Annotated in this window: 18 protein-coding genes and 1 tRNA gene; 5 read left to right on the top strand and 14 right to left on the bottom strand. The window is 63.6% G+C overall.

What is annotated here, in order from left to right; all coding sequences use genetic code 11:
* Positions 1 to 297 precede the first annotated feature (297 nt).
* The 4 genes from glmM to BTO02_RS14990 all read right to left on the bottom strand — a co-directional run bounded on the left by glmM (position 298) and on the right by BTO02_RS14990 (position 5,489).
* Positions 298 to 1,656, bottom strand: a complete 1,359-nt coding sequence (glmM, locus tag BTO02_RS14975; protein ID WP_075157703.1) for a phosphoglucosamine mutase — start codon at positions 1,654 to 1,656, stop codon at positions 298 to 300.
* 24 nt (positions 1,657 to 1,680) lie between these two features.
* Complete coding sequence (folP, locus tag BTO02_RS14980) at positions 1,681 to 2,481, bottom strand: dihydropteroate synthase (protein WP_083615133.1); 801 nt, start codon at positions 2,479 to 2,481, stop codon at positions 1,681 to 1,683.
* Between the two features lie 270 nt (positions 2,482 to 2,751).
* A complete protein-coding gene (ftsH, locus tag BTO02_RS14985) occupies positions 2,752 to 4,641 on the bottom strand; it encodes an ATP-dependent zinc metalloprotease FtsH (RefSeq protein ID WP_075157705.1) in 1,890 nt (629 codons plus the stop codon).
* Positions 4,642 to 4,826: 185 nt separating this feature from the next.
* Positions 4,827 to 5,489, bottom strand: a complete 663-nt coding sequence (locus BTO02_RS14990) for an RlmE family RNA methyltransferase (protein WP_075157706.1) — start codon at positions 5,487 to 5,489, stop codon at positions 4,827 to 4,829.
* Positions 5,490 to 5,734: 245 nt separating this feature from the next.
* On the opposite strand from BTO02_RS14990, the gene BTO02_RS14995 reads away from it, so the two are divergent.
* Entirely contained in the window at positions 5,735 to 6,271 is a 537-nt protein-coding gene (locus BTO02_RS14995) for a YhbY family RNA-binding protein (RefSeq protein ID WP_075157707.1), read from the top strand.
* A 238-nt stretch (positions 6,272 to 6,509) separates the two neighbouring features.
* On the opposite strand, the gene BTO02_RS15000 is transcribed toward BTO02_RS14995, so the two are convergent.
* The 7 genes from BTO02_RS15000 to gloB all read right to left on the bottom strand — a co-directional run bounded on the left by BTO02_RS15000 (position 6,510) and on the right by gloB (position 16,870).
* Positions 6,510 to 7,025, bottom strand: a complete 516-nt coding sequence (locus tag BTO02_RS15000) for a DUF4149 domain-containing protein (RefSeq protein WP_075157708.1) — start codon at positions 7,023 to 7,025, stop codon at positions 6,510 to 6,512.
* Positions 7,026 to 7,048: 23 nt separating this feature from the next.
* Positions 7,049 to 7,525, bottom strand: coding sequence for a transcription elongation factor GreA (greA, locus tag BTO02_RS15005; RefSeq protein ID WP_075158889.1), 477 nt, complete (start codon positions 7,523 to 7,525; stop codon positions 7,049 to 7,051).
* Positions 7,526 to 7,691: 166 nt separating this feature from the next.
* Complete coding sequence (gene carB, locus BTO02_RS15010; protein WP_075157709.1) at positions 7,692 to 10,946, bottom strand: carbamoyl-phosphate synthase large subunit; 3,255 nt, start codon at positions 10,944 to 10,946, stop codon at positions 7,692 to 7,694.
* Positions 10,947 to 11,114: 168 nt separating this feature from the next.
* Complete coding sequence (gene carA, locus BTO02_RS15015; protein ID WP_075157710.1) at positions 11,115 to 12,281, bottom strand: glutamine-hydrolyzing carbamoyl-phosphate synthase small subunit; 1,167 nt, start codon at positions 12,279 to 12,281, stop codon at positions 11,115 to 11,117.
* 327 nt (positions 12,282 to 12,608) lie between these two features.
* Positions 12,609 to 13,850 (bottom strand): MFS transporter, encoded by a 1,242-nt coding sequence (locus BTO02_RS15020; RefSeq protein WP_075157711.1) that lies wholly within the window; start codon positions 13,848 to 13,850, stop codon positions 12,609 to 12,611.
* Positions 13,851 to 14,072: 222 nt separating this feature from the next.
* The gene (locus tag BTO02_RS15025; protein ID WP_075157712.1) at positions 14,073 to 15,773 is read right to left on the bottom strand and encodes a transglycosylase SLT domain-containing protein; all 1,701 of its coding nucleotides are present in this window, start codon (positions 15,771 to 15,773) and stop codon (positions 14,073 to 14,075) included.
* Between the two features lie 293 nt (positions 15,774 to 16,066).
* Positions 16,067 to 16,870, bottom strand: coding sequence for a hydroxyacylglutathione hydrolase (gene gloB, locus BTO02_RS15030; protein ID WP_075157713.1), 804 nt, complete (start codon positions 16,868 to 16,870; stop codon positions 16,067 to 16,069).
* 18 nt (positions 16,871 to 16,888) lie between these two features.
* On the opposite strand from gloB, the gene BTO02_RS15035 reads away from it, so the two are divergent.
* The 4 genes from BTO02_RS15035 to BTO02_RS15050 all read left to right on the top strand — a co-directional run bounded on the left by BTO02_RS15035 (position 16,889) and on the right by BTO02_RS15050 (position 19,052).
* Positions 16,889 to 17,710, top strand: coding sequence for a class I SAM-dependent methyltransferase (locus tag BTO02_RS15035; protein ID WP_075157714.1), 822 nt, complete (start codon positions 16,889 to 16,891; stop codon positions 17,708 to 17,710).
* On the top strand, positions 17,700 to 18,146 hold the full coding sequence (gene rnhA, locus BTO02_RS15040; protein ID WP_075157715.1) for a ribonuclease HI: 447 nt from the start codon (positions 17,700 to 17,702) through the stop codon (positions 18,144 to 18,146). Before BTO02_RS15035 ends, rnhA begins: the two co-directional genes overlap by 11 nt.
* Before the next feature lie 21 nt (positions 18,147 to 18,167).
* Complete coding sequence (gene dnaQ, locus BTO02_RS15045; protein ID WP_075157716.1) at positions 18,168 to 18,929, top strand: DNA polymerase III subunit epsilon; 762 nt, start codon at positions 18,168 to 18,170, stop codon at positions 18,927 to 18,929.
* Between the two features lie 48 nt (positions 18,930 to 18,977).
* Positions 18,978 to 19,052 (top strand) — tRNA-Val (locus BTO02_RS15050).
* 139 nt (positions 19,053 to 19,191) lie between these two features.
* Here BTO02_RS15050 and BTO02_RS15055 read toward each other — a convergent pair.
* From BTO02_RS15055 to BTO02_RS15065, 3 genes are all read right to left on the bottom strand, one after another.
* The gene (locus BTO02_RS15055) at positions 19,192 to 20,013 is read right to left on the bottom strand and encodes a hypothetical protein (protein WP_075157717.1); all 822 of its coding nucleotides are present in this window, start codon (positions 20,011 to 20,013) and stop codon (positions 19,192 to 19,194) included.
* 296 nt (positions 20,014 to 20,309) lie between these two features.
* On the bottom strand, positions 20,310 to 21,158 hold the full coding sequence (locus tag BTO02_RS15060; RefSeq protein WP_075157718.1) for an oxidoreductase: 849 nt from the start codon (positions 21,156 to 21,158) through the stop codon (positions 20,310 to 20,312).
* 351 nt (positions 21,159 to 21,509) lie between these two features.
* A complete protein-coding gene (locus BTO02_RS15065; RefSeq protein ID WP_075157719.1) occupies positions 21,510 to 24,068 on the bottom strand; it encodes a penicillin acylase family protein in 2,559 nt (852 codons plus the stop codon).
* Between the last annotated feature and the right edge of the window lie 146 nt (positions 24,069 to 24,214).

Genomic DNA, 24,214 nt, shown 5'->3' on the forward strand with positions numbered 1-24,214 from the left:
ATACATTACAGAATCGAAAGGCTTGCGCGAAGCGTCCGTATGCATATACGTGCAACTGCGATATGCATTCAGGCTGAACAATGCTCGTTTGTTCGCATGAAAGTTCGGTTTCATGCGGTTTGCAGCGAAGCCAACGGCGCCGTCAGCTTCGAAATGGCGCGCGGATGGCGTGTTCATGCCGCGGCCCGTAAATGGCGGCCGCAGGGTGAAAATATTCTGACAAAAAGACGCAACTGTCGTCGCGATACGCACCGCCAGCGTGCGAGGATGGCCGCCGCGGCGGGCGGTGACGACTGATCAGGCAGTCGCGCGTCGGACGACTTCCGCGATCGCTTCCGCGTGTCCGAGCGCATCCTGCTCGCGCGCGGCCTCTACCATCACACGCAACACGGGCTCGGTGCCCGAGGCGCGAATCAGCACACGTCCGCTGCCGTCGAGCGCGTCCTGCGCCGCGCTAATCGCGCGTTGAATGGCATCGCTGCCCTTCCAGTCGGAACCCGGCTGCATGCGCACGTTGATCAGCTTCTGCGGGAACAGCGTCACGCCTTCGAGCAATTGTGCAAGCGATTTGCCGCTGCGCTGCATGGCCGCCAGCACGAGCAGCGCGGAAACGATGCCGTCGCCGGTCGAATGGCGGTCGAGCGACAGGATGTGCCCCGAGCCCTCGGCACCCAGTTGCCAGCCGCGCTCGCGCAATTTTTCGAGCACATAGCGGTCGCCGACCGCCGCGCGCACGAATTCCACGCCCTCGCGCTGCAGTGCGACTTCGACGGCCATGTTCGTCATCAGCGTGCCGACTGCGCCGTCGACTTTGCCGTCGGTCGAAATGCGATCCTTGACGAGCACATACAGCAGTTCGTCGCCGTTAAAGAGGCGGCCCGTCGAATCGACGACCTGCAGCCGGTCGGCATCGCCATCGAGCGCGATGCCGAGGTCCGCGTTGTTGGCCCGCACCGCGCGCATCAGCGCATCGGGCGCGGTCGCGCCGACGCCGTCGTTGATATTGAAACCGTTCGGCGCGACGCCGATCGGCACGACGTCCGCGCCGAGTTCGTGGAACACCTGCGGCGCGACGTCGTACGCGGCGCCGTGCGCGCAATCGACGACGAGCTTCATGCCATGCAGGTCGTAGTTCGCCGGGAACGTGCTCTTGCAGAATTCGATGTAGCGGCCGGCTGCATCGTCGAGGCGCCTCGCCTTGCCGAGTTGCTCCGACGGCGCGCAATCGAGCGGCTGTTCGAGTTGCTGCTCGATCTGCGCTTCGACTTCGTCCGGCAGCTTGTTGCCGTCCGCGGAAAAAAACTTGATGCCGTTATCGTAGTACGGATTGTGCGATGCGCTGATCACGACGCCCGCCGCGAGCCGCAGCGCCCGCGTGAGATACGCGACGCCTGGCGTCGGCATCGGGCCCGCAAGCATCACGTCGACGCCGGCGGCCGAGAAGCCCGACTCGAGCGCCGCTTCGAGCATATAGCCCGACACGCGCGTGTCTTTGCCGATCAGGACAGTCGGGCGCGTGCCGCTTTTCGCCCAGCGATCGGCGCCCGCCAGCACCTTGCCGGCCGCATAGCCGAGCCGCAATACGAAATCCGGCGTGATCGGCGCGTCGCCGACTTTGCCCCGAATGCCATCTGTACCGAAGTAGCGCCGTGTCATTGTCGAGTTTTCCTCTTTGTGGAGTCAGCTGCGGCGCGCCGCGGCACGCGTTGCCGACCATATCTTCAGTGCGTCCACCGTTTGCGCGACGTCATGCACGCGAATGATCGCCGCGCCGCGCTCAGCCGCACACACCGCGGCTGCAATGCTTGCCGCCACCCGCTCGCTGGCCGCGTTGCGGCCAGTGACCGCGCCGAGCATCGACTTGCGCGACATGCCAGCGAGGATCGGTAGCGGCGAGGCGCCGCCTGGTGCGATGTCGGGCAAGTGCGCAAGCAAAGTGTAATTCTGCTCGACTGTCTTGCCGAAACCAAATCCCGGATCGACAACGAGACGCGGCCGTGCGACCCCAGCTTGTAGCAGCGCTTCCGTGCGTTCGACAAGGAACGCGCGAACATCGGCGACGACGTCACGATAGACAGGCTCGCCGACCTGCATCGTGCGCGGCTCGCCGAGCATATGCATCGCGCACAAAGCGCAGCCGCTGCCGCGCACCGCGTCGATCGCACCGGGCATCCGGAAAGCCCAGATATCGTTGATCATGTCGGCGCCGGCTGCAAGCGCGGCGCGCATGACTTCGGGCTTATACGTATCGATCGATAACGGCACGTTCGCACCGCGCAATTGTTCGACCAGTGGGATGACGCGCGCCAGCTCGTCATCGAGTGCGACGGGCGACGCGCCCGGCCGCGTCGACTCGCCGCCGATATCGATGATGTCGGCGCCTTCGAGCAGCATCCGCTCAGCCTGGCGCAGCGCATCGCCTTCTTCGACGTAACGGCCGCCGTCCGAGAACGAATCGGGCGTGACATTGAGAATGCCCATGACGAGCGGCCGCTCGAGCGACAGCGAAAAACGGCCACATTGCAGCGGTTCGGCGTGTTGTCTGGAAGTTGCGTCGGTGGACACGAATGGGAGAGCGTGTAGTTGAGTGAACCCGGGTTGACCAACCGGCTTTATGGGACCGCTCACGCGAAACCGGCGGGATCCGCCCGTTGTTTGTTTGGACTCGTTCGGGCTGAGCCGATAAGGCGCAAAGAATACAAAACGGGCCGGTGTGATTGGCACCGGCCCGTATGACTGAGTTGGCCTCGATCAGGCCGGCGCGGTAGCGCTGCCCGGCTTGACTTCAGCGCCCGGGCTGCTGCCGCCCGAAGGCGCATCGCCCGGCGACGGCGTGCTCTTCGGCGAACGCGGTGGTCGACCAGCCATGATGTCGTTGATCTGATCGGCGTCGATCGTTTCCCATTCCATCAGGGCCGCGGTCATCGCCTCGACCTTGTCGCGGTTCTCGTTGAGCAGACGCTTCGCGAGGTTGTACTGCTGATCGAGCACACTGCGGATTTCGGCATCGACCTTCTGCTGCGTCGCTTCCGAAATCGTACGCGTGAAGCCCCGGCCAAACGGCGACGCATCGTTTTCGTCGTCGACATAGACCATCGGTCCCAACGCGTCGGTCATGCCGAAGCGCGCGACCATCGCACGTGCCGTCGCCGTCGCCTTGTTGAAGTCGTCGGATGCGCCGGTGCTGATCAGGTTCAGAAACAGCTCTTCGGCCACACGGCCGCCGAACAGGATGGCGAGGCGATCGAGCAGATATTCCTTCGAATACGTTTCGTTGTCGTGCTCCGGCAACTGCCAGGTGACGCCGAGCGCGCGACCGCGCGGAATGATCGTGACCTTGTGCACCGGGTCGGCCTTCGGCAACAGCTTCGCGATGACCGCATGGCCGGACTCGTGGTAAGCCGTCGCCCGCTTTGCGTCTTCGCGGATCACCGCCGACTTGCGCTCCGGACCCATGAAAATCTTGTCCTTCGCGTCTTCGAAATCTTGCATCTCCACGATGCGTTTGCCGCGACGCGCGGCAAACAGCGCCGCTTCGTTGACAAGATTCGCGAGATCGGCGCCCGAAAAGCCCGGCGTACCACGCGCGATGACTGCCGCGTCGACGTCATTCGCAATGGGCACCTTGCGCAGGTGCACCTTCATGATGTGCTCACGGCCACGAATATCGGGCAAGCCCACGTACACCTGGCGGTCGAAACGGCCCGGGCGCAACAGCGCCTTGTCGAGTACGTCCGAGCGGTTCGTCGCAGCGATCACGATCACGCCCGAATTCGCCTCGAAGCCGTCCATCTCGACAAGCATCTGGTTCAGCGTCTGTTCGCGCTCGTCGTTGCCGCCGCCCATGCCGGCGCCGCGATGACGACCAACCGCGTCGATTTCGTCGATGAATACGATGCAAGGAGCGTGCTTCTTCGCCTGCTCGAACATGTCGCGCACACGCGCCGCGCCGACACCGACGAACATTTCGACGAAGTCCGAACCCGAGATGCTGAAGAACGGCACTTTCGCCTCACCGGCAATCGCGCGCGCGAGCAACGTCTTACCGGTTCCCGGCGGGCCTACCAGCAGCACGCCGCGCGGTATTCGCCCGCCCAGCTTCTGAAACTTTTGTGGATCGCGCAGGAAGTCGACCAGTTCGGACACTTCTTCCTTCGCTTCATCGCAGCCGGCAACGTCGGAGAAATTGATTGCGTTGTTGTTCTCATCGATCAGGCGCGCCCGGGATTTGCCGAACGAGAACGCCCCGCCTTTGCCGCCCCCCTGCATCTGCCTCATCATGTAGAACCAGAAGCCGATAATGAGGATCGTTGGTCCGAGGTAGTACAACGCGGAAACGAGCGCGTTCGGTTCGTCGTCGGCCTTGCCGCTGACCTGAACGCCATACTTCATGAGGTCGCCGACCATCCAGATGTCGCCGGGCGACACGATCTGATACTTCTGGCCATCCGCCGGGGTTACCGTCAGATTACGGCCCTGGACGATGACGCTCTTGACCTTGCCGCTTTTCGCATCGTCCATGAACTGCGAATAGGAAACGCCTTCCTGGACACGGGGCTTGTCGAACTGCTTGAACACCGTAAACAGCACCAGTGCGATAACCAGCCACACTGCCGCCTTGGAAAACATGTTGTTGTTCAAAGCACCACTCCTTCACTCATAGACAAGCGCCTACATTTGCCTTGCGGCACCACTCAGGCATTCTAATCCAGACCGCAGACCCCTGCCATAAGCATTCGCTACGGCATATATAGCGAGAGCCGCACCGCGCCAGCGCCGTTTTCCGGCACATTGAAAATAACAAGCTGGCATTTGAATCGCTTTTTTCAACGGGGACGCTTCAAATGTTTGCCCAAAATAAACGTCTCGGACGATTTGTCCCGCGACGCTTTCGGTTTGCGGGCCGCCACCGTCTTAAATTGCTGCTTGAACTTCTCGACAATCTGGCTGTAACCGCTGCCGTGAAAACATTTGACTAAAAGGGCACCATCCGGCTTCAGGTGATTCTGTGAGAACTCCAGCGCGAGGTCGCATACATGCTCGATTCTCGCGGCATCCGCCACCGCCACCCCGGACAGATTGGGCGCCATATCCGAAATTACAAGATCGACGAGGCGCTCTCCGACCACTTCTTCCAGTTGTTCGAGCACACTCTCCTCGCGGAAATCGCCCTGGATGAAGTGCACGTCCGCGATCGGCTCCATTGGCAGCAGATCGAGCGCGATGATGGTGCCGTCGATGCCGCCTTCACGCGACGCGTCGCGCCGCGGACTCTGCGCGAGCTTGTTGCGCGCGTACTGGCTCCAGCTGCCGGGCGCGGCGCCGAGGTCGACGATGACCTGGCCCGGCCGGATCAGCCTGTCCTGCTCGTCGATTTCCTTGAGCTTGTAAGCCGCACGGGCACGATAGCCTTCCCGTTGCGCCATTTTGACGTACGGATCGTTGATGTGGTCGTGCAGCCACGACTGGTTGAAGCGGTTTTTTGCCATTAATCGTTGAACTTTTGCTGCGTGATACCGCGCTTTCAGCGGATAATACGCGTTTAATCTGCGCAACCAGCGCGTGCGCCGCTTCCGCGTCGATTCACAGGTCGATTCTGTAAGGATTGCGCCTGCTGCCGCGATATATTTGCACCTCGGGTCGCTCCGCGGTCATACGAATGCTCATCGCGCGCAAACTGCAACGAGCCGCGCGCGGCCGCGGCGCGCCATTTTAGTCGAGTCCCTCACTTTCCATGCCAGCCCTCAAAGTCTCCTCCGAACAACGCGCCGCGCTGCGCTCGCAGGCTCATGCGCTCAAACCCGTCGTGCTCGTAGGCGCCGAAGGCTTGACCGATGCCGTGCTGGCCGAAATCGAAGTCCACCTCGTCGCTCATGAACTGATCAAGATTCGCGTATTCGGCGACGAGCGCGACGAACGCGTCGCGATCTATGACGAGATCTGCGATCGCCTGGGCGCCGCGCCGATTCAGCATATCGGCAAGCTGCTCGTGATCTGGAAGCCCGAAGCCGCGCGCCCTGCAACCCGATCACCGCGTCGCAATGCGTTGCCGAGCGCGGGCGAAGCCGCTGCTGCTGAAAAAGCGTCCGCACAAGGCCGGGCACCACGCGTCGTCAAGGTCGTCAAGGTGTCCCCCGATAACCCGATGCGCCGTCCGAAGCCGCAAAAGGTACTGGTACGCGGCAACGAACGCGTGACCGCGGGTGGCAACATCAAGCGCGCGAAGAAACGGCAGACCAGCGCAAAGCGCCAGCATCAATCGACGAAGTAACCGGTATGACGCCTCTGCGCATGCGACGAAACGTCGCGGCGAAGCACGGTGCAGAGGTGACGCGAGCAAGGCCTATGCAATAAGAACCGCGTGCGCACAGCGTGGAAACGGGTGCAAACAGCATCATCATGCATGTGCGGCTATCATCGGCCGGCGCCCAACCGCCTTCGCGCACCTCGACTTCGAATTCGACTTACGCAGAAGAAGCCGCACAACATGCGGCGCGAATGCCGACGTTTCAGCCAGCCGCTTTTGGGCGACCTGCAGTCGACCCCACGTGCGTCCCAGATGCTGCCGACGCTGTAGCAATCGGCAGTTTCCACACGAGGACGAGCGCCAGCACGCTTTCGATCAGATAGAACAGACTCGATACACCGTGAAGCATGCCGAAGCGGCCCGCGTAGGCCGAATGGCCAACATCGGTGCCAGCTTCCTGCGCGGCAATGCGCAGCGCATTCATGAACGGCTGCAGCGCGAAGTATCCGACAAGCACGCACACGAGCATGCCGGCCACGAGCCAGCGCAGCCGTTTATAGACAACTTCGTCGCGACGAATCAGCACATTGCACAGCGCGAGCAGCAACACGCCGCACACGACGCCGATCACGCCTTCGATCCGAAACAGTTGCGCGGCAACGGAACCCGCCGTGATGCGATCGAGCGAAGCGAACAGCACAGGCGCGACCGCATAACCGATGGTCAGCAGACTGCCGACCCACACGACCGTCAACAGGCGGAAGATTCGATGCGGCATCGAGGGCACCTGGCGTGTGTCGCTCAGACGTAGCGAACCGAGATGATCTCGTATTCGCGCACGCCGCTCGGTGCCTGCACCGATGCGACGTCGCCTTCGGACTTACCGATCAGCGCACGCGCGATCGGCGAGCTGACCGAAATCAGGCCGTGCTCGAGATCCGCTTCGTCGTCGCCGACGATTTGATAGGTGACCGCATCGCCGCTGTCGAGATCTTCGAGTTCGACGGTTGCCGCAAAGACGACGCGCCCATCCGCATCGAGCGCGGCGGGGTCGATAACCTGGGCAGCGGCAAGCTTCGATTCGATATCGGCGATACGCCCTTCGATAAAGCCCTGCTTCTCTTTCGCTGCGTCGTATTCGGCGTTTTCCGACAGGTCGCCCTGGGCACGCGCTTCCGCGATCGAATTGATGACCGCAGGACGTTCAACCGATTTCAGGCGCTGCAATTCATCGCGCAACTTGTCAGCGCCGCGTTTCGTCAAGGGAATAGTGCTCATAAACAACTCTTTGGCAAAAAAACGGCCTTCAAAAAAAATCAACCGCGGTTAAGTGCATCCCCAAAGAGGTACACGATGCCGTGGCGCTCGTACAAGAGCCCGATCCGGTACCTTCAGGGACGCCGCTTAACCGCGGCACATACAGCTTCGACAGAGATTCGAAGCCTTAGTTTAGGCGAGCATGAAGCCCTTGTAAATCATAGACCTCGAGATCCTTCAGATACCGCAGGCCCTCAACCGCCGCGCGCGCGCCCGACATGGTCGTGTAGTACGTGACCTTGTTCGCCTGTGCGCTCATGCGGATCGAACGCGAATCGGCGATCGCCGCACGCGTTTCGTCGACGGTCGTGAACACGAGCGCGATCTCGCCGTTCTTGATCATATCGACGATATGCGGGCGGCCGTCCTTCACCTTGTTGACGACGCGCACCGGCACGCCGGCCGCTTCGATCGCCGCGGCCGTGCCCTTCGTCGCGACGAGCGGGTAGCCCAACTCATGCAGCATCCGTGCGACTTCGACCGCCTTCGGCTTGTCGGCGTCCATGACCGTCAGCAGCACGGTGCCCGACTCGGGCAAGCGCGAGCCAGCCGCGAGCTGCGACTTGAAGAGCGCCTCGCCGAACGTACGGCCCACGCCCATCACTTCGCCGGTCGAACGCATTTCCGGTCCGAGCACCGGGTCGACGGCCGGGAATTTGATGAACGGGAACACAGCCTCCTTCACGCTGAAATACGGCGGTACGACTTCCTTCGTCACGCCCTGCTGCGCGAGCTTCTGACCGACCATCGCGCGCGCGGCGATCTTCGCGAGCGGCAAGCTCGTTGCCTTCGATACATACGGCACCGTGCGCGACGCACGGGGATTCACCTCGAGCACGTAGATCACATCGCGCTTCGAGCCGTCTTCCTGCGGCACCTGCTGGATCGCGAACTGCACGTTCATCAGGCCGACCACATTCAGTGCCTTCGCCATCGCGGCAGTCTGGCGCTTCAGTTCGGCAACCGTTTCCTGCGACAGCGAATACGGCGGCAGCGAACACGCCGAGTCGCCCGAGTGCACGCCGGCCTGCTCGATGTGCTCCATCACGCCGCCGATAAACACCGCGTCGCCATCGGAAATGCAATCGACGTCGCATTCGATCGCGTCGTTGAGGAAGCGGTCGAGCAGCACGGGCGAATCGTGGCTGACCTTCACTGCTTCGCGCATATAACGCTCGAGATCGCGCGGCTCATGCACGATCTCCATCGCACGGCCGCCGAGCACATACGACGGACGCACGACGAGCGGATAGCCGATTTCGTCGGCGAGCTTCAGCGCTTCGTCTTCGTTGCGAGCGGTGCGGTTCGGCGGCTGGCGCAGCTGCAGTTGCTGCAGAAGCTTCTGGAAACGCTCGCGGTCTTCCGCCGCGTCGATCATGTCCGGCGACGTGCCGACGATCGGCACACCGTTCGCCTCGAGATCGAGCGCGAGCTTCAGCGGCGTCTGACCGCCATATTGCACGATCACGCCGAGCGGCTTTTCCTTGTCGACGATTTCGAGCACGTCTTCGAGCGTAAGCGGTTCGAAGTACAGACGATCCGAGGTGTCGTAGTCGGTCGACACGGTCTCGGGATTGCAGTTGACCATGATCGTCTCATAGCCGTCTTCGCGCATCGCAAGCGCCGCATGCACACAGCAATAGTCGAACTCGATGCCCTGGCCGATGCGGTTCGGACCGCCGCCGAGCACCATGATCTTTTTGTGGTTCGTCGGGTTCGCTTCGCACTCTTCTTCATACGTCGAGTACATGTACGCGGTCTTCGTCGCGAACTCGGCTGCGCATGTGTCGACGCGCTTGTACACCGGCCGCACGTTCAGCTCGATACGGCGCGCGCGGACTTCTGCAGGCCTCGCCTTCAACAGCTTCGCCAGACGCCGGTCCGAGAAACCGCTTTGCTTCAGATAGCGCAACTCGTCCGCGGACACGCTTGCGAGCGCGCGTCCTTCGAGTGCCTTTTCCTTCAGCACGATCTGCTCGATCTGTGCGAGGAACCATGGGTCGATCGCGGTTTCCTCGAACACTTCCTGCGGTGTCAGACCGAGGCGGAACGCGTCGCCGACGTACCAGATGCGATCCGGACCCGCCTCGCCGATCTCGCGAATCACTTCGTCGCGGCTCGTGGTCTTCTCGTCGAGCCCGTCGACACCGACTTCGAGACCGCGCAGCGCCTTCTGGAACGATTCCTGGAACGTGCGGCCGATCGCCATCACTTCGCCGACCGACTTCATTTGCGTGGTCAGACGCGGATCGGCCTCGCGGAATTTTTCGAACGCGAAGCGCGGGATTTTCGTGACGACATAGTCGATCGTCGGCTCGAACGACGCCGGCGTCTGACCGCCGGTAATCTCGTTCTTCAGTTCGTCGAGCGTGTAGCCGACCGCGAGCTTCGCCGCGACCTTCGCGATCGGGAAGCCCGTTGCTTTCGATGCGAGCGCCGACGAACGCGATACGCGCGGGTTCATCTCGATGACGATCATGCGGCCGTCTTTCGGATTGATCGCGAACTGCACGTTCGAACCGCCCGTGTCGACGCCGATCTCGCGCAGCACCGCAAGCGACGCGTTGCGCAGGATCTGATATTCCTTGTCGGTGAGCGTTTGCGCCGGCGCGACCGTGATCGAATCGCCGGTATGGATGCCCATCGGATCGAGGTTCTCGATCGAGCAGACGATGATGCAGTTGTCCGCGCGGTCGCGGACCACTTCCATCTCGTACTCTTTCCAGCCGAGCAGCGACTCTTCGATCAGCAGCTCGCGCGTAGGCGACAGGTCGAGACCGCGCTTGCAGATTTCTTCGAACTCTTCGCGGTTGTACGCAATGCCGCCGCCCGAACCGCCGAGCGTGAACGACGGACGAATCACGACCGGGTAGCCGATACCGCCCGTTTCGACCGCGATCTGGGCCTGCACCTTCAGCGCTTCTTCCATCGAATGCGCGGTGCCCGACTTCGCCGAGCCGAGGCCGATCTTCGTCATCGCGTCCTTGAACTTCTGGCGGTCTTCGGCCTTGTCGATCGCTTCCGGCGACGCGCCGATCAACTCGACGTCGTACTTCGCGAGCACGCCATGGTGATGCAGGTCGAGCGCGCAATTGAGCGCGGTCTGGCCGCCCATGGTCGGCAGCACCGCGTCCGGGCGCTCCTTCGCGATGATGCGCTCGACCACTTCCCACGTGATCGGTTCGATATACGTCACGTCGGCCGTGTTCGGGTCGGTCATGATCGTCGCCGGGTTGCTGTTGACGAGAATGACCTTGTAGCCTTCTTCACGCAGCGCCTTGCAGGCCTGCGCGCCCGAGTAATCGAACTCGCACGCCTGGCCGATGATGATCGGCCCCGCGCCGATGATGAGGATGCTTTTGATGTCTGTCCGCTTGGGCATAACGCTCTCGCTAATCTCTAATGCTGTGTCGACTGGAGCGGGCGCTTTGCGCTTGCTCCGGTGCCATGCAGGGTTATTGCGGTTGTTTCCGTTGGCGCGCTGAAGTCGCGGGTGCGGTTACCGCCCCGCCACGCGCGCGCCAGAATTCTGTTCGCGTCCGGGAGATGCTTATGCCGCCGCGGTGTGACTGTTGGTGCTGCGGTGTTTGCAGGCATCCATCAGCGCGGTGAAGCGGTCGAACAGATAGCCGATATCGTGCGGACCAGGCGACGCTTCCGGGTGGCCCTGGAAGCAGAACGCGGGCTTGTCGGTGAGCGCGAAGCCTTGCAGCGTGCCGTCGAACAGCGATACGTGCGTCACTTTCGCATTCGCGGGCAAGGTTGCCGCATCGACAGCGAAGCCGTGGTTCTGCGACGTGATCACGACACGGCCGTCAGCGAGATCCTTCACCGGATGGTTCGCGCCGTGGTGGCCGGTTTTCATCTTCATGGTCTTCGCGCCGACCGCGAGGCCCATGATCTGATGGCCAAGGCAGATGCCGAAGGTCGGGATGCCGCGCGCGATGAATTCGCGTGTTGCCTCGATCGCGTAGTCGCACGGCTCCGGGTCGCCGGGGCCGTTCGACAGGAACACGCCGTCCGGGTTGAGCGCGAACGCGTCGGCCGCGGTGGCCTCGGCGGGCAGCACCGTCACATGGCAGCCGCGCTCCGCGAGCATGCGCAGGATGTTGTGCTTGACGCCGTAGTCGAACGCGACCACGCGATACTTCGGCGCATTCTGCATGCCGAAGCCGCTGCCGAGGCGCCACTCGGTCTGCTTCCACTCGTACTGGCTTTTCGTCGACACGACCTTCGCGAGGTCCATGCCCGCGAGGCCGGGGAACGATCGCGCGAGCTCGATTGCCTTCGCTTCGTCATCCGAGCCGGCGAGAATGGCGCCGTTCTGCGCGCCTTCGTCGCGCAGAATGCGCGTGAGCTTGCGCGTGTCGATACCGGCGATCGCGACGACGCCTTCGTCGCGCAGATAGTCGGACAGCGTGCGCTCCATGCGGAAGTTCGACGCGAGAACCGGCAGATCGCGGATGATCAGGCCGGCGGCATGGACTTTCGTGGCTTCTACGTCTTCTGCGTTGACGCCGACATTACCGATGTGCGGATACGTCAGCGTGACGATCTGTTGCGCGTAGCTCGGGTCGGTCAGGATTTCCTGATAGCCGGTGATCGCCGTGTTGAACACGACTTCACCGATCGTATGACCGGCGGCGCCGATCGAATAACCACGAAAGACCGTGCCGTCGGCAAGCGCGAGCAGAGCGGGAGAAAATGACGGCAACACGGGGGACTCCTTGGCGGAACACCCTGTTGCCGACCTGGTCATCCGCTCGTGCCGGTGCGCGCGCATGGTGCGACGCGCATCGGCCGATGCAGGCGTTAGCCCGCTCGCGTAGCGCGGCCAGCCAGCGATCCACAAGATTCGCATGCGTGAATCTGGGGCATCGTGACATCGGGCGCGGCGGCGGATGAACGGTTTAGAAGAGGTAGGCGCTAGGGTGCGGGTTGATAAGCTCAAACCTTGGAATTATAGCCCGAAAGCGCCCCTCCCTTCAAATCCGAGATAGCTCCGGCCGCATGCGAACCGGTTCATGGAACCGCCGGCCAAGGCCTACGAGTGGTGCTTCGCCAGCATTTGCGCGGCGTTCGGCAGCACCTGACTCGGCAATACGTACCAGATCGCTCCGGCGACCTGCAGGCCGAGCATGATCGCCCACGTGGTCAGATGGGCGATCGCCGGATAGTGCCCCGCAACGGCCTGCCAGTGCGACAGCACTGCGCCGACGCCAACCTGAAAGCCGAAGATCAGCAGAAAGATCACGAGGTTCATGGTTGTGTTCGCGCGGCCAATCATGTGCGCCTCGAAATACCGCGGCAGCAACGCGTAGCTCAGAATGCCCGTGCCGCCGAAGAATCCGTAGGCCGCCCATAGCAGCCCGGCCGGCAGCGGCGCGTTCATCATGATCAGCAATTGCGTGACGACGAACATGCCGCCGCCGATTCCGCAAAACGCATACAGCGACACGCCACGCCGCTCGAGACTGCGCGCGGCCGCGCCGAAGCCGACGCAGCCTGCCATCATCGCGAACCCGAGCACCGAGACGAGCGCCGCCGCCGGCCCCGGCTGGAAGCCGCTGACGTCGCGCAGCCACGCACCGACCCACAGCGACTGCATCGCGTAGAACACGCCTTGCGTGATCACGGGAAACGACGCGATTTTCCAGAACGCCGCGCTACGCAAGATATCGGCCGTGCCCTTGAACTGCCCCATCAGCGTCGTATGGCGCGGCGCGCTCGTCGTGTCGGGCGCGCAGCTCCACAGGATCAGGGCCACGACGACGGTCATGACGCCGAGGCCGACACAGACCGTGCGCCAGGTGGTGAACGTGAGGACCCATGTGAGCGGCGAACCGACCACCACGCCACCGAGACCGCCGACCGCCATCGTGAGCCCGTTGACGAGCGGCAGGCGCGCGGCCGGAAAATGTTGCGCAAGCGCCTTGAACGCAGCACCGAGACACACCGACACGCCGATACCGATCAGGAGACGCCCGATCATCATCGCGCCGATGCCATGCGCGGCGCCGAACACCCAGATGCCCGCGGCCGCGAACAGCAGCATGCCGGCGGTGGTGCGACGCGAACCAAAGTGATCGAGCAGCACGCCGGCCGGAATCTGTGCGCCTGCGAAACCGAGGAAGTAGAGGCTTGTCAGCAAGCCCAGGTCGGTGGCCGACAGCGCCATCTCGCGCGTGATGAGCGGCGCGAACCCAAGGTTGACGCCGCGAAACACGTAGGAAACGAAGTAGCCGGCGGAAAACAGCAGGAAAACGCGGAGTGGGGTCGACAACATCGGCGCTGGACTGGACGGACAATGGACAAAGACGGCCTGGCCGGGGCTCACGGGAGATCGGCCGGATCCAGAACAATAAATGATTTGTGAACAAGCCGCTTAAATGAAAACGCCGCCACGAAGAAGGTGGCGGCGCTGAATAAACGAGGCGTATCGGAGCGCACTGCATACGCTGCCCCCGCAGCGCATGTTTCGACATCCTCGGCATACCGCCTGTTCTGGTTACTTCTTGCCCTTCTTCGCGTTAGCCGCGGTCTTCTGGCGGCTAGGCGCCGCGGCTTTCGGCGACCTCGCGGCCGGTGCGTCAGCCGCCGTCGAAACCTTTTTCACGCCGCCCGTCTTGCCCGCATGCCCGGATGCCTTCACGACGCCCGACTTGCCGCGCGCCTTGTGGCTGCTTTTCTCAGCCTTCGATGGCTTGCGGTCGTCGGCGCTGTCGCCGCCGACGTGCGCGCTGATCTTCTGCACGCCGCCGCCGCGCACATCCGTCGCGAGCCGCTCCGGGCCCGGCTCGGTCGGCACGCGCCGGCCGACCGGCACGTGCAGCACGATCACCTGACCGGCTCGCACTTCATTGCGATGCGTGCGATTCCAGCCCTTCAGCTGACCGACCGATACGCCATAACGGCTCGCGAGCGACGACATCGACTGCGAACGGCGCACGCGGATCAGCATCTTGCGCGTATCGGGAACGTCCGGCTCCATCGCGAGCACTGCGCCTTCGGCGATGTCGGCGCTGATGTCCTCGTCATCGTCGTCGCCGCGCGGCACGACGATCGTCGAGCCCGGTTTCAGGCGCATGCCCGCCGGAATCTTGTTGACCTCCATCAGCGTGTCCGCGTCGACGCCGATTTTCTGCGCGATCGCCGCCGGGCGCGAACGCTCGGTCACCGTATAAGTGGTCCACGACGACAACGACCCGCTGTACGACTTCAGATTGCGCTCGAACGCGCTGGCGTTGTCGAATGGCAACAGAATCTGCGGCTGCGTGGCGCCGAGAATAACGGGCTTCTTGAACGACGGATTCAGCGAGCGGAATTCTTCCGGCGTCATGTTCGCCAGTTTCGCGGCGACGTCGACGTCGATATCGTGCGACGTGGTGACCGTGACGAAGTACGGGTGGTTCGGAATTTCCGGCAACGTGAGCCCGTAGACCTGCGGGTTCTCGATGATGTTCTTCACTGCCTGCAGCTTCGGCACGTAATTGCGCGTTTCCATCGGCATGCGCAGACTTTGATAGTCGGTCGGCAAGCCCGCCGCCTCGTTGCGCGCGATGGCACGCTGCACATTGCCCTCACCCCAGTTGTACGCGGCGAGCGCGAGGTACCAGTCGCCGAACATGTCGTGCAGCTTCGACAGATAGTCGAGCGCCGCGCTCGTCGATGCAAGCACGTCGCGCCGTTCGTCCTGCCACATGTTCTGCTTGAGGTTGTACGTGCGGCCCGTGCCCGGCACGAACTGCCACATGCCGGCCGCCTTCGCGACCGACAGCGCCTGCGGGTTGTACGCGGACTCGATGAACGGCAGCAGCGCGAGCTCGGTCGGCATGTGCCGCGCCTCGAGTTCTTCGACGATGTGATAGAGATACTTCTGCGAGCGCTCGGTCATCCGTTGCACGTAGTCCGGTCGCTGCACGTACCAGTTGACCTGCATGTCGACCAGATCGCTTTGCAGGTCGGGCATCTGGAAGCCGCGGCGAATGCGACTCCATAGATCGCTATCCGCGCTCGTCAACTGATTGACGGAACCCTGGTCGACGTTAATGGTTTCTTTGGCGGAAGCGGTCTTGCGAAGGGTATCGGCTACGGCTTGCTGGGTGGCGGGATTGGAGGCGGCGGCGGTGTTGGAACCGACGGTCGTTGGCCCCTGGCTCGCGCACGCGGCGAGCATCAGGACCAACAACGCGCTAAAGATAAATCTCATGAACGTCTCGGCTTCCCGAAAAGGCTGGAACTGCAACCTGAAACGGCTGGCTGGAATTGCTGGAAAAACACCGCCGACCGGAACGACCCACTGAACGCGAGTTAAGACGGCGGATTGGGACCGCAGAGTGAAATGCGGTTGGAATTTGCAGCCGATAGTACGAAAGAGCGCGGTTTCCGTCAATCAGAAATGTGTGAAAAAGCCCGCGAAATCTGAGGCTTGGCGGGCTTTTTGATGATTCAGATGAAGATTACCTTAGGCGCGCTTGGGTCAGAGGAACTTTTTAAAGCGCTTTATCGGAATCTGTTCTTCCATTCCCGCATGAGCGTAAACGCGGTAAGACGGTCGGGCACCGCTTCGTGGAGCGCGTCGGCGAGCGTCGCCTGAACGGCCGGTTCGCCCGCGCGCAGGAACGGATTGACCGCGCGTTCGTGCGCGATCGTAGTGGGCAGGGTCGGCACGTTGCGCGCGCGCCGCGCGGCCGCTTCGTCGCGCCACGCCTGCAATTCGGCATTGCCGGGCTCGCATGCGAGCGCAAAACGGATATTGGACAACGTGTACTCGTGCGCGCAATGCACCTCGGTCGCGCCGGGCAGCGCCGCGAGCGAATCGAGCGAATCGAGCATCTGCGCGGGCGTGCCTTCGAAAAGCCGGCCGCAACCGCAGGCGAACAGCGTATCGCCGCAGAAGACATGAGGCGTACCGCGCGGGTCCGCCGCCTGGAAATACGCAATGTGACCGCTCGTGTGGCCGGGCACATCGAGCACAGTGAATTCGAGCGCGGGTTCGGCGATGCTGACGCGCTCGCCGTGGGATAGTCTGTCGGTCAGATGCTCGATCGATTCGCCCGCAGGGCCGTACACGGGCAAGTCCCGGCCTTGCTCCTGGCCTTTCAGCAGATCGGCCACGCCGCCGACGTGGTCGCGATGATGGTGCGTGAGTAAAATAGCGCTCAACCGCCAGCCCCGTTTCGCGAGATAGGCCTGCACCGGGGCAGCTTCACCCGGGTCGACCGCCACCGCATTGCGGCCGTCGGAAACGAGCCAGATGTAGTTGTCTTCGAAGGCCGGGACGGGTACGTATTCAAGCGAATTCATAGGCGACGCATCTCTAACATGTCTGACCGATCGATTATAGACTGGCCCGCCTGGACGGATTCGCCGCCCGGCCGCTACGTGCTGCAGTGGGAGCAGGCGCAGCTCGACCGGGTCGTGTCGGACGTGTTCGGCTTTCACGCGCTGCAGCTCGGCCTGCCGCAACTCGACGCGCTGCGCGAAAACCGCATGCCGGGCCGCGGTCTCGTGCTCGATGCGGCGAGCGGCTCGAGCGCGCCGTACGTCCTGCCCGACGGCCAGGCGGGCGGCCTGCCGGGCCGCCACTCGCCGCCCTCGCGCAGCACCATATGGTGCGACCTGCTCGATCTGCCGTTCGAAGCGCAAAGCGTCGATCTGATCGTGATGCCGCACACGCTCGAATTCACGAGCGATCCGCACCGGCTGCTGCGCGAAGCCGAACGCGTGCTGATGCCGGAAGGCCGGCTGATCATTCTCGGCTTCAACTCGTTGTCGCTGTGGGGCGCGCGGCAGTCGGTCGGCAAGATGACGGGGCGTCCTTTCGTACCCGCCGCGCACGACCTGATCGCCTTCACGCGCCTCAAGGACTGGATCAAGCTGTTAGGCTTCGATCTTGATCGCGGGCGCTTCGGCTGCTATCGTCCGCCCCTCGTCAGCGACGTGTGGCTCAACCGCTACGCGTTCATGGAAGCCGCGGGCGACCGGTGGTGGCCGATTTTCGGCGCCGCATACATGGTGACGGCGATCAAGCGCGTGCGGGCCATGCGCCTCGTCGGCCCGGTCAAGGTCAAGAAACCCGTGCTCGCTGCCGGCCTCGCGCCCGCCGCCACGCCCAATACACGCAACCATACTCATGACGTCTGATCTGATCGAAATCTTCACCGACGGCGCCTGCAAGGGCAATCCGGGCCCCGGCGGCTGGGGCGCCATTCTGCGCTTCGGCGAGCACGAAAAGGAACTGTTCGGCGGCGAAGCGAATACGACGAACAACCGCATGGAGCTGATGGCCGTGATCGCCGCGCTCGAAGCCTTGAAGCGCCCGTGCAAGGCAATCGTGCATACCGACTCGCAATACGTGCAAAAAGGCATCAGCGAGTGGATTCACGGCTGGAAAAAGAAGAACTGGATGACCGCGGGCAAGACGCCCGTGAAGAACGTCGAACTCTGGCAACGGCTCGATGCGCTCGTCGCGCAGCATCAGATCGAATGGCGCTGGGTCAAGGGGCACGCGGGGCATCCGGAAAACGAACGCGCCGATGCGCTGGCCAATCGCGGCGTGGCCGCGCTTGCCGACCTCTGAAGAACCAACGCCTATTCCGACATGCGCCAGATCATCCTCGATACCGAAACGACGGGCCTCAATGCGAAGAGCGGCGACCGCATCATCGAAATCGGCTGCGTCGAACTGCTGAACCGGCGGCTCACCGGCAACAATCTGCACTTCTACGTCAATCCCGAGCGCGACAGCGATCCCGGTGCGCTTGCGGTGCACGGTCTCACGACCGAATTTTTGAGCGACAAGCCGAAGTTCGCGGAGGTGGCCGATGCGATCATCGACTTCGTCAAAGGCGCCGAACTGATCATTCACAACGCGCCGTTCGACATCGCGTTTCTCGATGCCGAGTTTTCGCTGCTCGGGCTGCCGGGCTTTTGCGACCATTGCGGTACCGCCATCATCGATACGCTCGTGCAGGCGAAGACGATGTTCCCCGGCAAGCGCAATTCGCTCGACGCGCTATGCGACCGCTTCGGCATCAGCAATGCGCACCGCACGCTGCACGGCGCACTGCTCGACTCGGAGTTGCTCGCGGAGGTCTACCTTGCGATGACGCGCGGCCAGGAAAGCCTCGTCATCGACATGATCGGCGATACGGCGGCGGCAGGCGCGGCGCTGGCGCCCGGTGTCGAGCTCGAGGCGCTCGAGTTGCCCGTGCTCGCGGCCACCGATGAAGAACTCGCCGCGCACGAAGCGGTACTGAACGATCTCGACAAGGCGCTCAAGGGTGTGAGCGTATGGCGCATCGAACCGACGCCGCCTGTGGACGCCGCCATCGAAGCGAATGCGGACGCGCAAAGCGCTTAAAAATTCCTTTACGGGGTCGTGAAGCTCTGACATAATGCACAGCTCTTCGGGTGGTTAGCTCAGCGGTAGAGCACTGCCTTCACACGGCAGGGGTCACTGGTTCGATCCCAGTACTACCCACCAGGATTCGCGGGAAACCGCGTAAAAAGTGAAAAAAGGCCCTCAGGCAGTTGCCGAGGGCCTTTTGCTTTCACGTTGCCGCTTTGTGCCTTGTTGCCGCTTCTGTCGCCGCCAGTGCGCCACGGCGCGCTCCGTCGTCCACTCAAACGCGCGGCGTCCTCAACTCGAACAGCTCCGCCGCCGTCCGCTCCGTGGGCGGCAACTCGCCGCGCCCGGAGCGCTCGAGCAGCTTCTCTTCCACTTCTCGCTCATCGACGAAATCTTCGACTTCACGCGCGACCACTTCGCGGCCCTCGAAACCTTCCACGCCTTCGATGCCTTCGATGCCTTCGACACGTTCAAGCCGCTCGCGACGCTCGCGCATCTCGAGCAGCCGCGCGAGCGCATTGGCGTCTTTCGACTCGTGCGTCGCACCGAACCAGTACGAGGTCACGAGACGCGCCTCGCTCATGAAGTACATCAGCACGCAGCCCGCGGTCGCGGCAATCGACGGATCGTGCAACGCATGATCCGCAAAGCCGAGCAGCACGAGAAACACGACGATGATCGTCGCGATCACCACGGCTGCCGTCAGCAATGGGCGCATGAAGAAGTACTTGCTGCGCAGCCGATCGTTGCTGCGCAGGTGCGCGGCGTACCGCATCAAGCCAAGGTTTTTCCAGAAGCCCGGCTGCCCGCCTCGCGCCGCATTGAACGCCGGTGCGGCGGCCGCGCCGCCTCCCGTACGCAACACATAAGCAACGAGCGCCGCGCGGCTTTGCGCTTCGGCAATGCGCAGTCTGTCGAGCACCGTGGAATCGGCCGCGATCGCAGCAGCTGCCGCGCCCGGATCGTCGATTGCGGTTCCGGTGATCGACGCGACGATCGCGTGCACCGGTCCCGCATTTGCATCAGGTGAACGGAGTGCCGAGCCGATCAACGGCGCGTGACGCGCAACCGTATCCGCGAGGTCGGACCATCTCATGTGAAAGCCTCCTTGAGATAGAACGAACGCCGTAACACCCACAGTGACATCCGCGGGAAGCTCGCCAGGCGTTCGCCATGGTCCACCACCGCATCGGCCTTAAGCGCCGGCCCGCGTACCGTATGCATCGTGTCGCTTGCCGGCTCGGAATGACGGGGACACTGCGGCGGTGTCGATAACCTACAGAACACCTCGCGATCCGGCGATATTCCTGCGCGTCACCGCCTGGACGAACCGTCCAATTGTCCGGCAACGCGTGCCCTCGCGTGCTCGATCACGCGTTGCAATCAAGCGCCTCATTCGTCGAAATCGGTCGACATCGTGACCTTCTCCCACGCCTTGATCTGGAATTCGACATCGGCGAACTTGCTTCGCACGAAGCCGAGCGCGTCGGTGCCCAGCAGCAGATGCGTCGGCGCATTCGGTGCATCGACGACCGCAAGAATCGCTTGCGCGGCCTTCGCCGGGTCGCCGATCTGATGACCGTCGCGCCGCATGCGACCCGCGCGCAGCGGCTCGAACATCTCGTCGTAGTCGGCAATCGTGCGCGCCGCGCGCACCATCGATTTGCTGGCCCAGCGCGTGCGAAAACTTCCGGGCTCGACCGCGGTTACGCGAATGCCGAACGGCCGCACCTCCTTGCACAGCGCCTCGGTGATTCCTTCGATCGCGAACTTGCTGCCGTGGTAAAAGCCGAGCCCCGGAAACGTCACGATGCCGCACATCGACGTGATATTAACGATATGCCCCTTACGCCGTTCGCGCATATACGGCAACACCGCCTGAGCGATCGCGACGGGCGCGATCACATGCACTTCCATCTGCTTGCGCAATTCGTCGACGGGCGATTCCTCGATCGTCCCTTCATAGCCGTAACCGGCGTTATTGACGAGCACGTCGATCGCGCCGACATTGCGCTCCACTTCGTCGACGAGCGGCGCAATCGCCGGTATATCGGTCACATCGAGCAGGCGGCCGAACGAGCAACCGGGCTTCAGTTCATCGAACGCGGCGCGCTGGCTCTCGTCGCGCAATGTGCCGACGACACGATGGCCGGCAGCAAGCGCGGCTTCGGACAAGGCGCGCCCGAAGCCCGAACTTACGCCGGTGATAAAAAACGTTCTCGCGGTATTCGTTCGAATCATGATGTCGAGGTCCCTGGAGGCGCCGACGCGCAGCCACGGCCGATGCCGTCGGGCGCGTCATGCCGGCGCGTGTTCAGCGTGCGGGCGCGAAGACATCCTTCTCTTTCTATCCGTCCCGCCGCGCACAGGCTCGATCGTGCCGCCTCGCCCTTTACGCGCCTTCTTCGCCCGCACGACATTTATCTGATTCGCCCGGTGCACTGACGTGCGAATGCGCAAGCTACCCGCGAGAACACACGCGTCTCGTACGCTGCGTTCAACGCAGTCGTCTGCAAAGAAGGGATGGCCCTTCTTCGCAACGATTTGCTCGCGGCGATGGGCCCGAAGCGGCCACGCCGGCCCGCCGTTGCCTTATCGCGCGCCGGCCGACGGGTTCGCCTCGAGCGTCAGCGTATGAACTGCCGCACCCGGCAGAAACGGCGCCACGTCGCCATGCACCCACGTTTCGTGACCGGCGATGAAATATGGCGACATCGGATTGCCCGACTCGCCGCCCGGCATTTCGAAAATGCCGTCCTCTTCGTGCCCCGGCGACACCGCAAAACGCTCCGAGGCACCGAACGCCGGCCCCTGCACGCGCGGCATATTGATGTCGCCCGGCAGCGGATCGCGCGGCGTGCTGAGCGACGCGCGCGCCCACGGCAGCCACGCCGGCAGCAGCCGCGCAAACGGATGCGCGATCGTCGAGCGATTGCGATCGCCCCAGCGCGCCTCTTCGAGTTTCGTGCCCGGCGGCAGCTGTGCAATCGAGCGATCGATGCGCTCGAGCATGAACGCGCGCCAGTCCGCGAAGCCGTCGGGTATCCAGGCGCGACGATCGGCCAGCATCTCCATCGTCGCCTCATAACGCGAGTTCGCCGCGCGATAACCGAGCTGGGGCGCGAGCGTGTTCATCTGCTTGTCGAGCGGGCCGAACCAGGCGTCGTACAGCGAGAAGTAGAACGCACGCACGAGCCGATAGCCGACCGCGCGCGTATCGGCGCGGCCGTCCCAGGTTTCGACGAGCCGCCGAAACTCCGCACGCTGCGGGTGACCCGAAATCGCGCGTGCGTCGAGCGCATCGAGCGCGACCCGGCGCCAGAACTCGATCCAGAACGCGCGGTCGTCGGTCTGTACCGACAGCATGTCGCGCTCGGTCGCATGCGGCAGCGCGAGCAGATCATCGCGGATCTGCGTCGCACGCGCGCCGAGATCGGTGCCGGCGTCGCCGATGTGAGCCAGTTCGGGAAGCGGCAGCAGCCGGTTGTTCGCGGTCCAGATGCGGCCCGTCGGCGGATCGATTCGCATCGGGTACGCGCTCGGCGGCAGATAGCCTTGCCAGCCGACGTAGGTCGCGGACGAGTACGGCAGGCTCAACGGCGCTGCGCCCGCATCAGCGGAAGACGCCGCCGCGCTCACGTCCGCATCGGAAAAGCGCGGCACGGGGCCGGCGAGTGTCCAGCCGATATGGCCTCGTGCGTCGGCGACCGTAAAGTTTTGCGTCGGCAGGCCGAAAGTCTGCGCCGTATGCAACGCATCGGCGACGGTCGTGATGTCTTCGAGACGCACGAGATTCGTATTGACTGCCTGCGGATCCTGCGCAACCCAACGCAGCGCATAGGCATGCGCGCCGACGACGAGTTGCGGCCCCCAGCGCGTCTGCACGACCGGCAGATCGACGCTCGCGCCGCCCTTTATGTCGAGACGCTCGTGAATGACCTGCGCCTTCTCCCATGCGCCGCCCGGCACGCGATAGCGCAGCGGGTCGGCCGGATCGCGCTGCAGTTCGATCAGATCGACGAAACGGCCGTAGCTGTTCGTAAACGCCCACGCGATATGACCATTGCTGCCCGCCACGATCAGCGGCGCGCCGGGCAGCGTGACGCCGGTAATACGGCGCGTGCCGCCGTCGGGCGCCGGATAGACGAGCGACATGCGATACCAGATATTCGGCAGCGACAGGCCAAGGTGCATATCGCCTGCGACGAGCGCACCGCCGTGCGCGCTATGCGCACCGTCGACGGCAAAGCCGTTGCTGCCGACCATCGAGTCGAACGCGCCCGCCGGACCGTGCGAGAAGCCCGGCACGCCGGCGAGGAGCCCGGTTATCTGCGGTTCGCTGTCGGAGGCGGATTGCACGGCGTGCAGCCACGGCGGCCTCGTGTCCGGCACGGATGGCAGCGCGGGCTGCGTCGGCTCTGCGGGCAAGGCGGGAGACGCGGGATTCGGCGCAGCCGGGTTTGCGCTATCGAGCGGCGCGTCCCAGTGGCTCGTCGCCGGCAACAGGAACGCAAGCAGATCGCCGCTCGCATGCTCGCGCAGCGCGGCGCGCGACAGCACGCGCGTCACCTGATCGTATTGAAGATCGAAGTACATCGCGTAGACGACGAGCAGCGTGTCCTCAGGGCGCCACGCCACGGGTTGCGCGCGCAACACCCAGTACTCGAACGGCCGCGCGCGCAGCGAGCGCAGTCCGTCGTTGACACCGGCCGCGTAGCGTTCGAGCAGTTGCCGGTCGGCGGCGGGCAACGCGGCAAGCGCCGCCTGCGCATGTTCGCGAAACCGCAATGGACGGTCGCGCCGGTCGATCGGCAACGCGGGCGGTCCGATCAGCGCACTCAATTCTCCGGCGGCCACCCGGCGCAGCAGGTCCATCTGAAAGAAACGGTCTTGCGCGTGGATAAAGCCCGTCGCGTACGCGACGTCGGCGCGTGTGCGCCCCTGTACCGTCGGCACGCCGAGCGCGTCGCGGCCGATCGTGACCGGCGCCGACAGCGGCGCATCATGCGTGCCGTCGAGTTGCGGCAGGCTCGCGCGCAGCATCAGCCAGCCGGCCAGCACGACAGCCGCCAGCAAGACGACGATGACGCACAACAGAACGAGCGGCCACGCGCGGCGCCGCCTCTGCGGGAAAAGACTCGAACGGGTCATTGCGGATCACGCGATCGTTGTTCAACGCTTGTTGCAGCGGCGGCCGGATCGGCCGGACGACGTGGACCATAGCATGACCATGTGAAGACGATACGCGAGCAAGGCAAGCGCGCGAACCGGTGCCGAAGCAGGTGCCGCCCGCCTCG

Source organism: Paraburkholderia sp. SOS3, from assembly GCF_001922345.1.
In the GTDB taxonomy this organism is placed as follows: Bacteria; Pseudomonadota; Gammaproteobacteria; order Burkholderiales; family Burkholderiaceae; genus Paraburkholderia.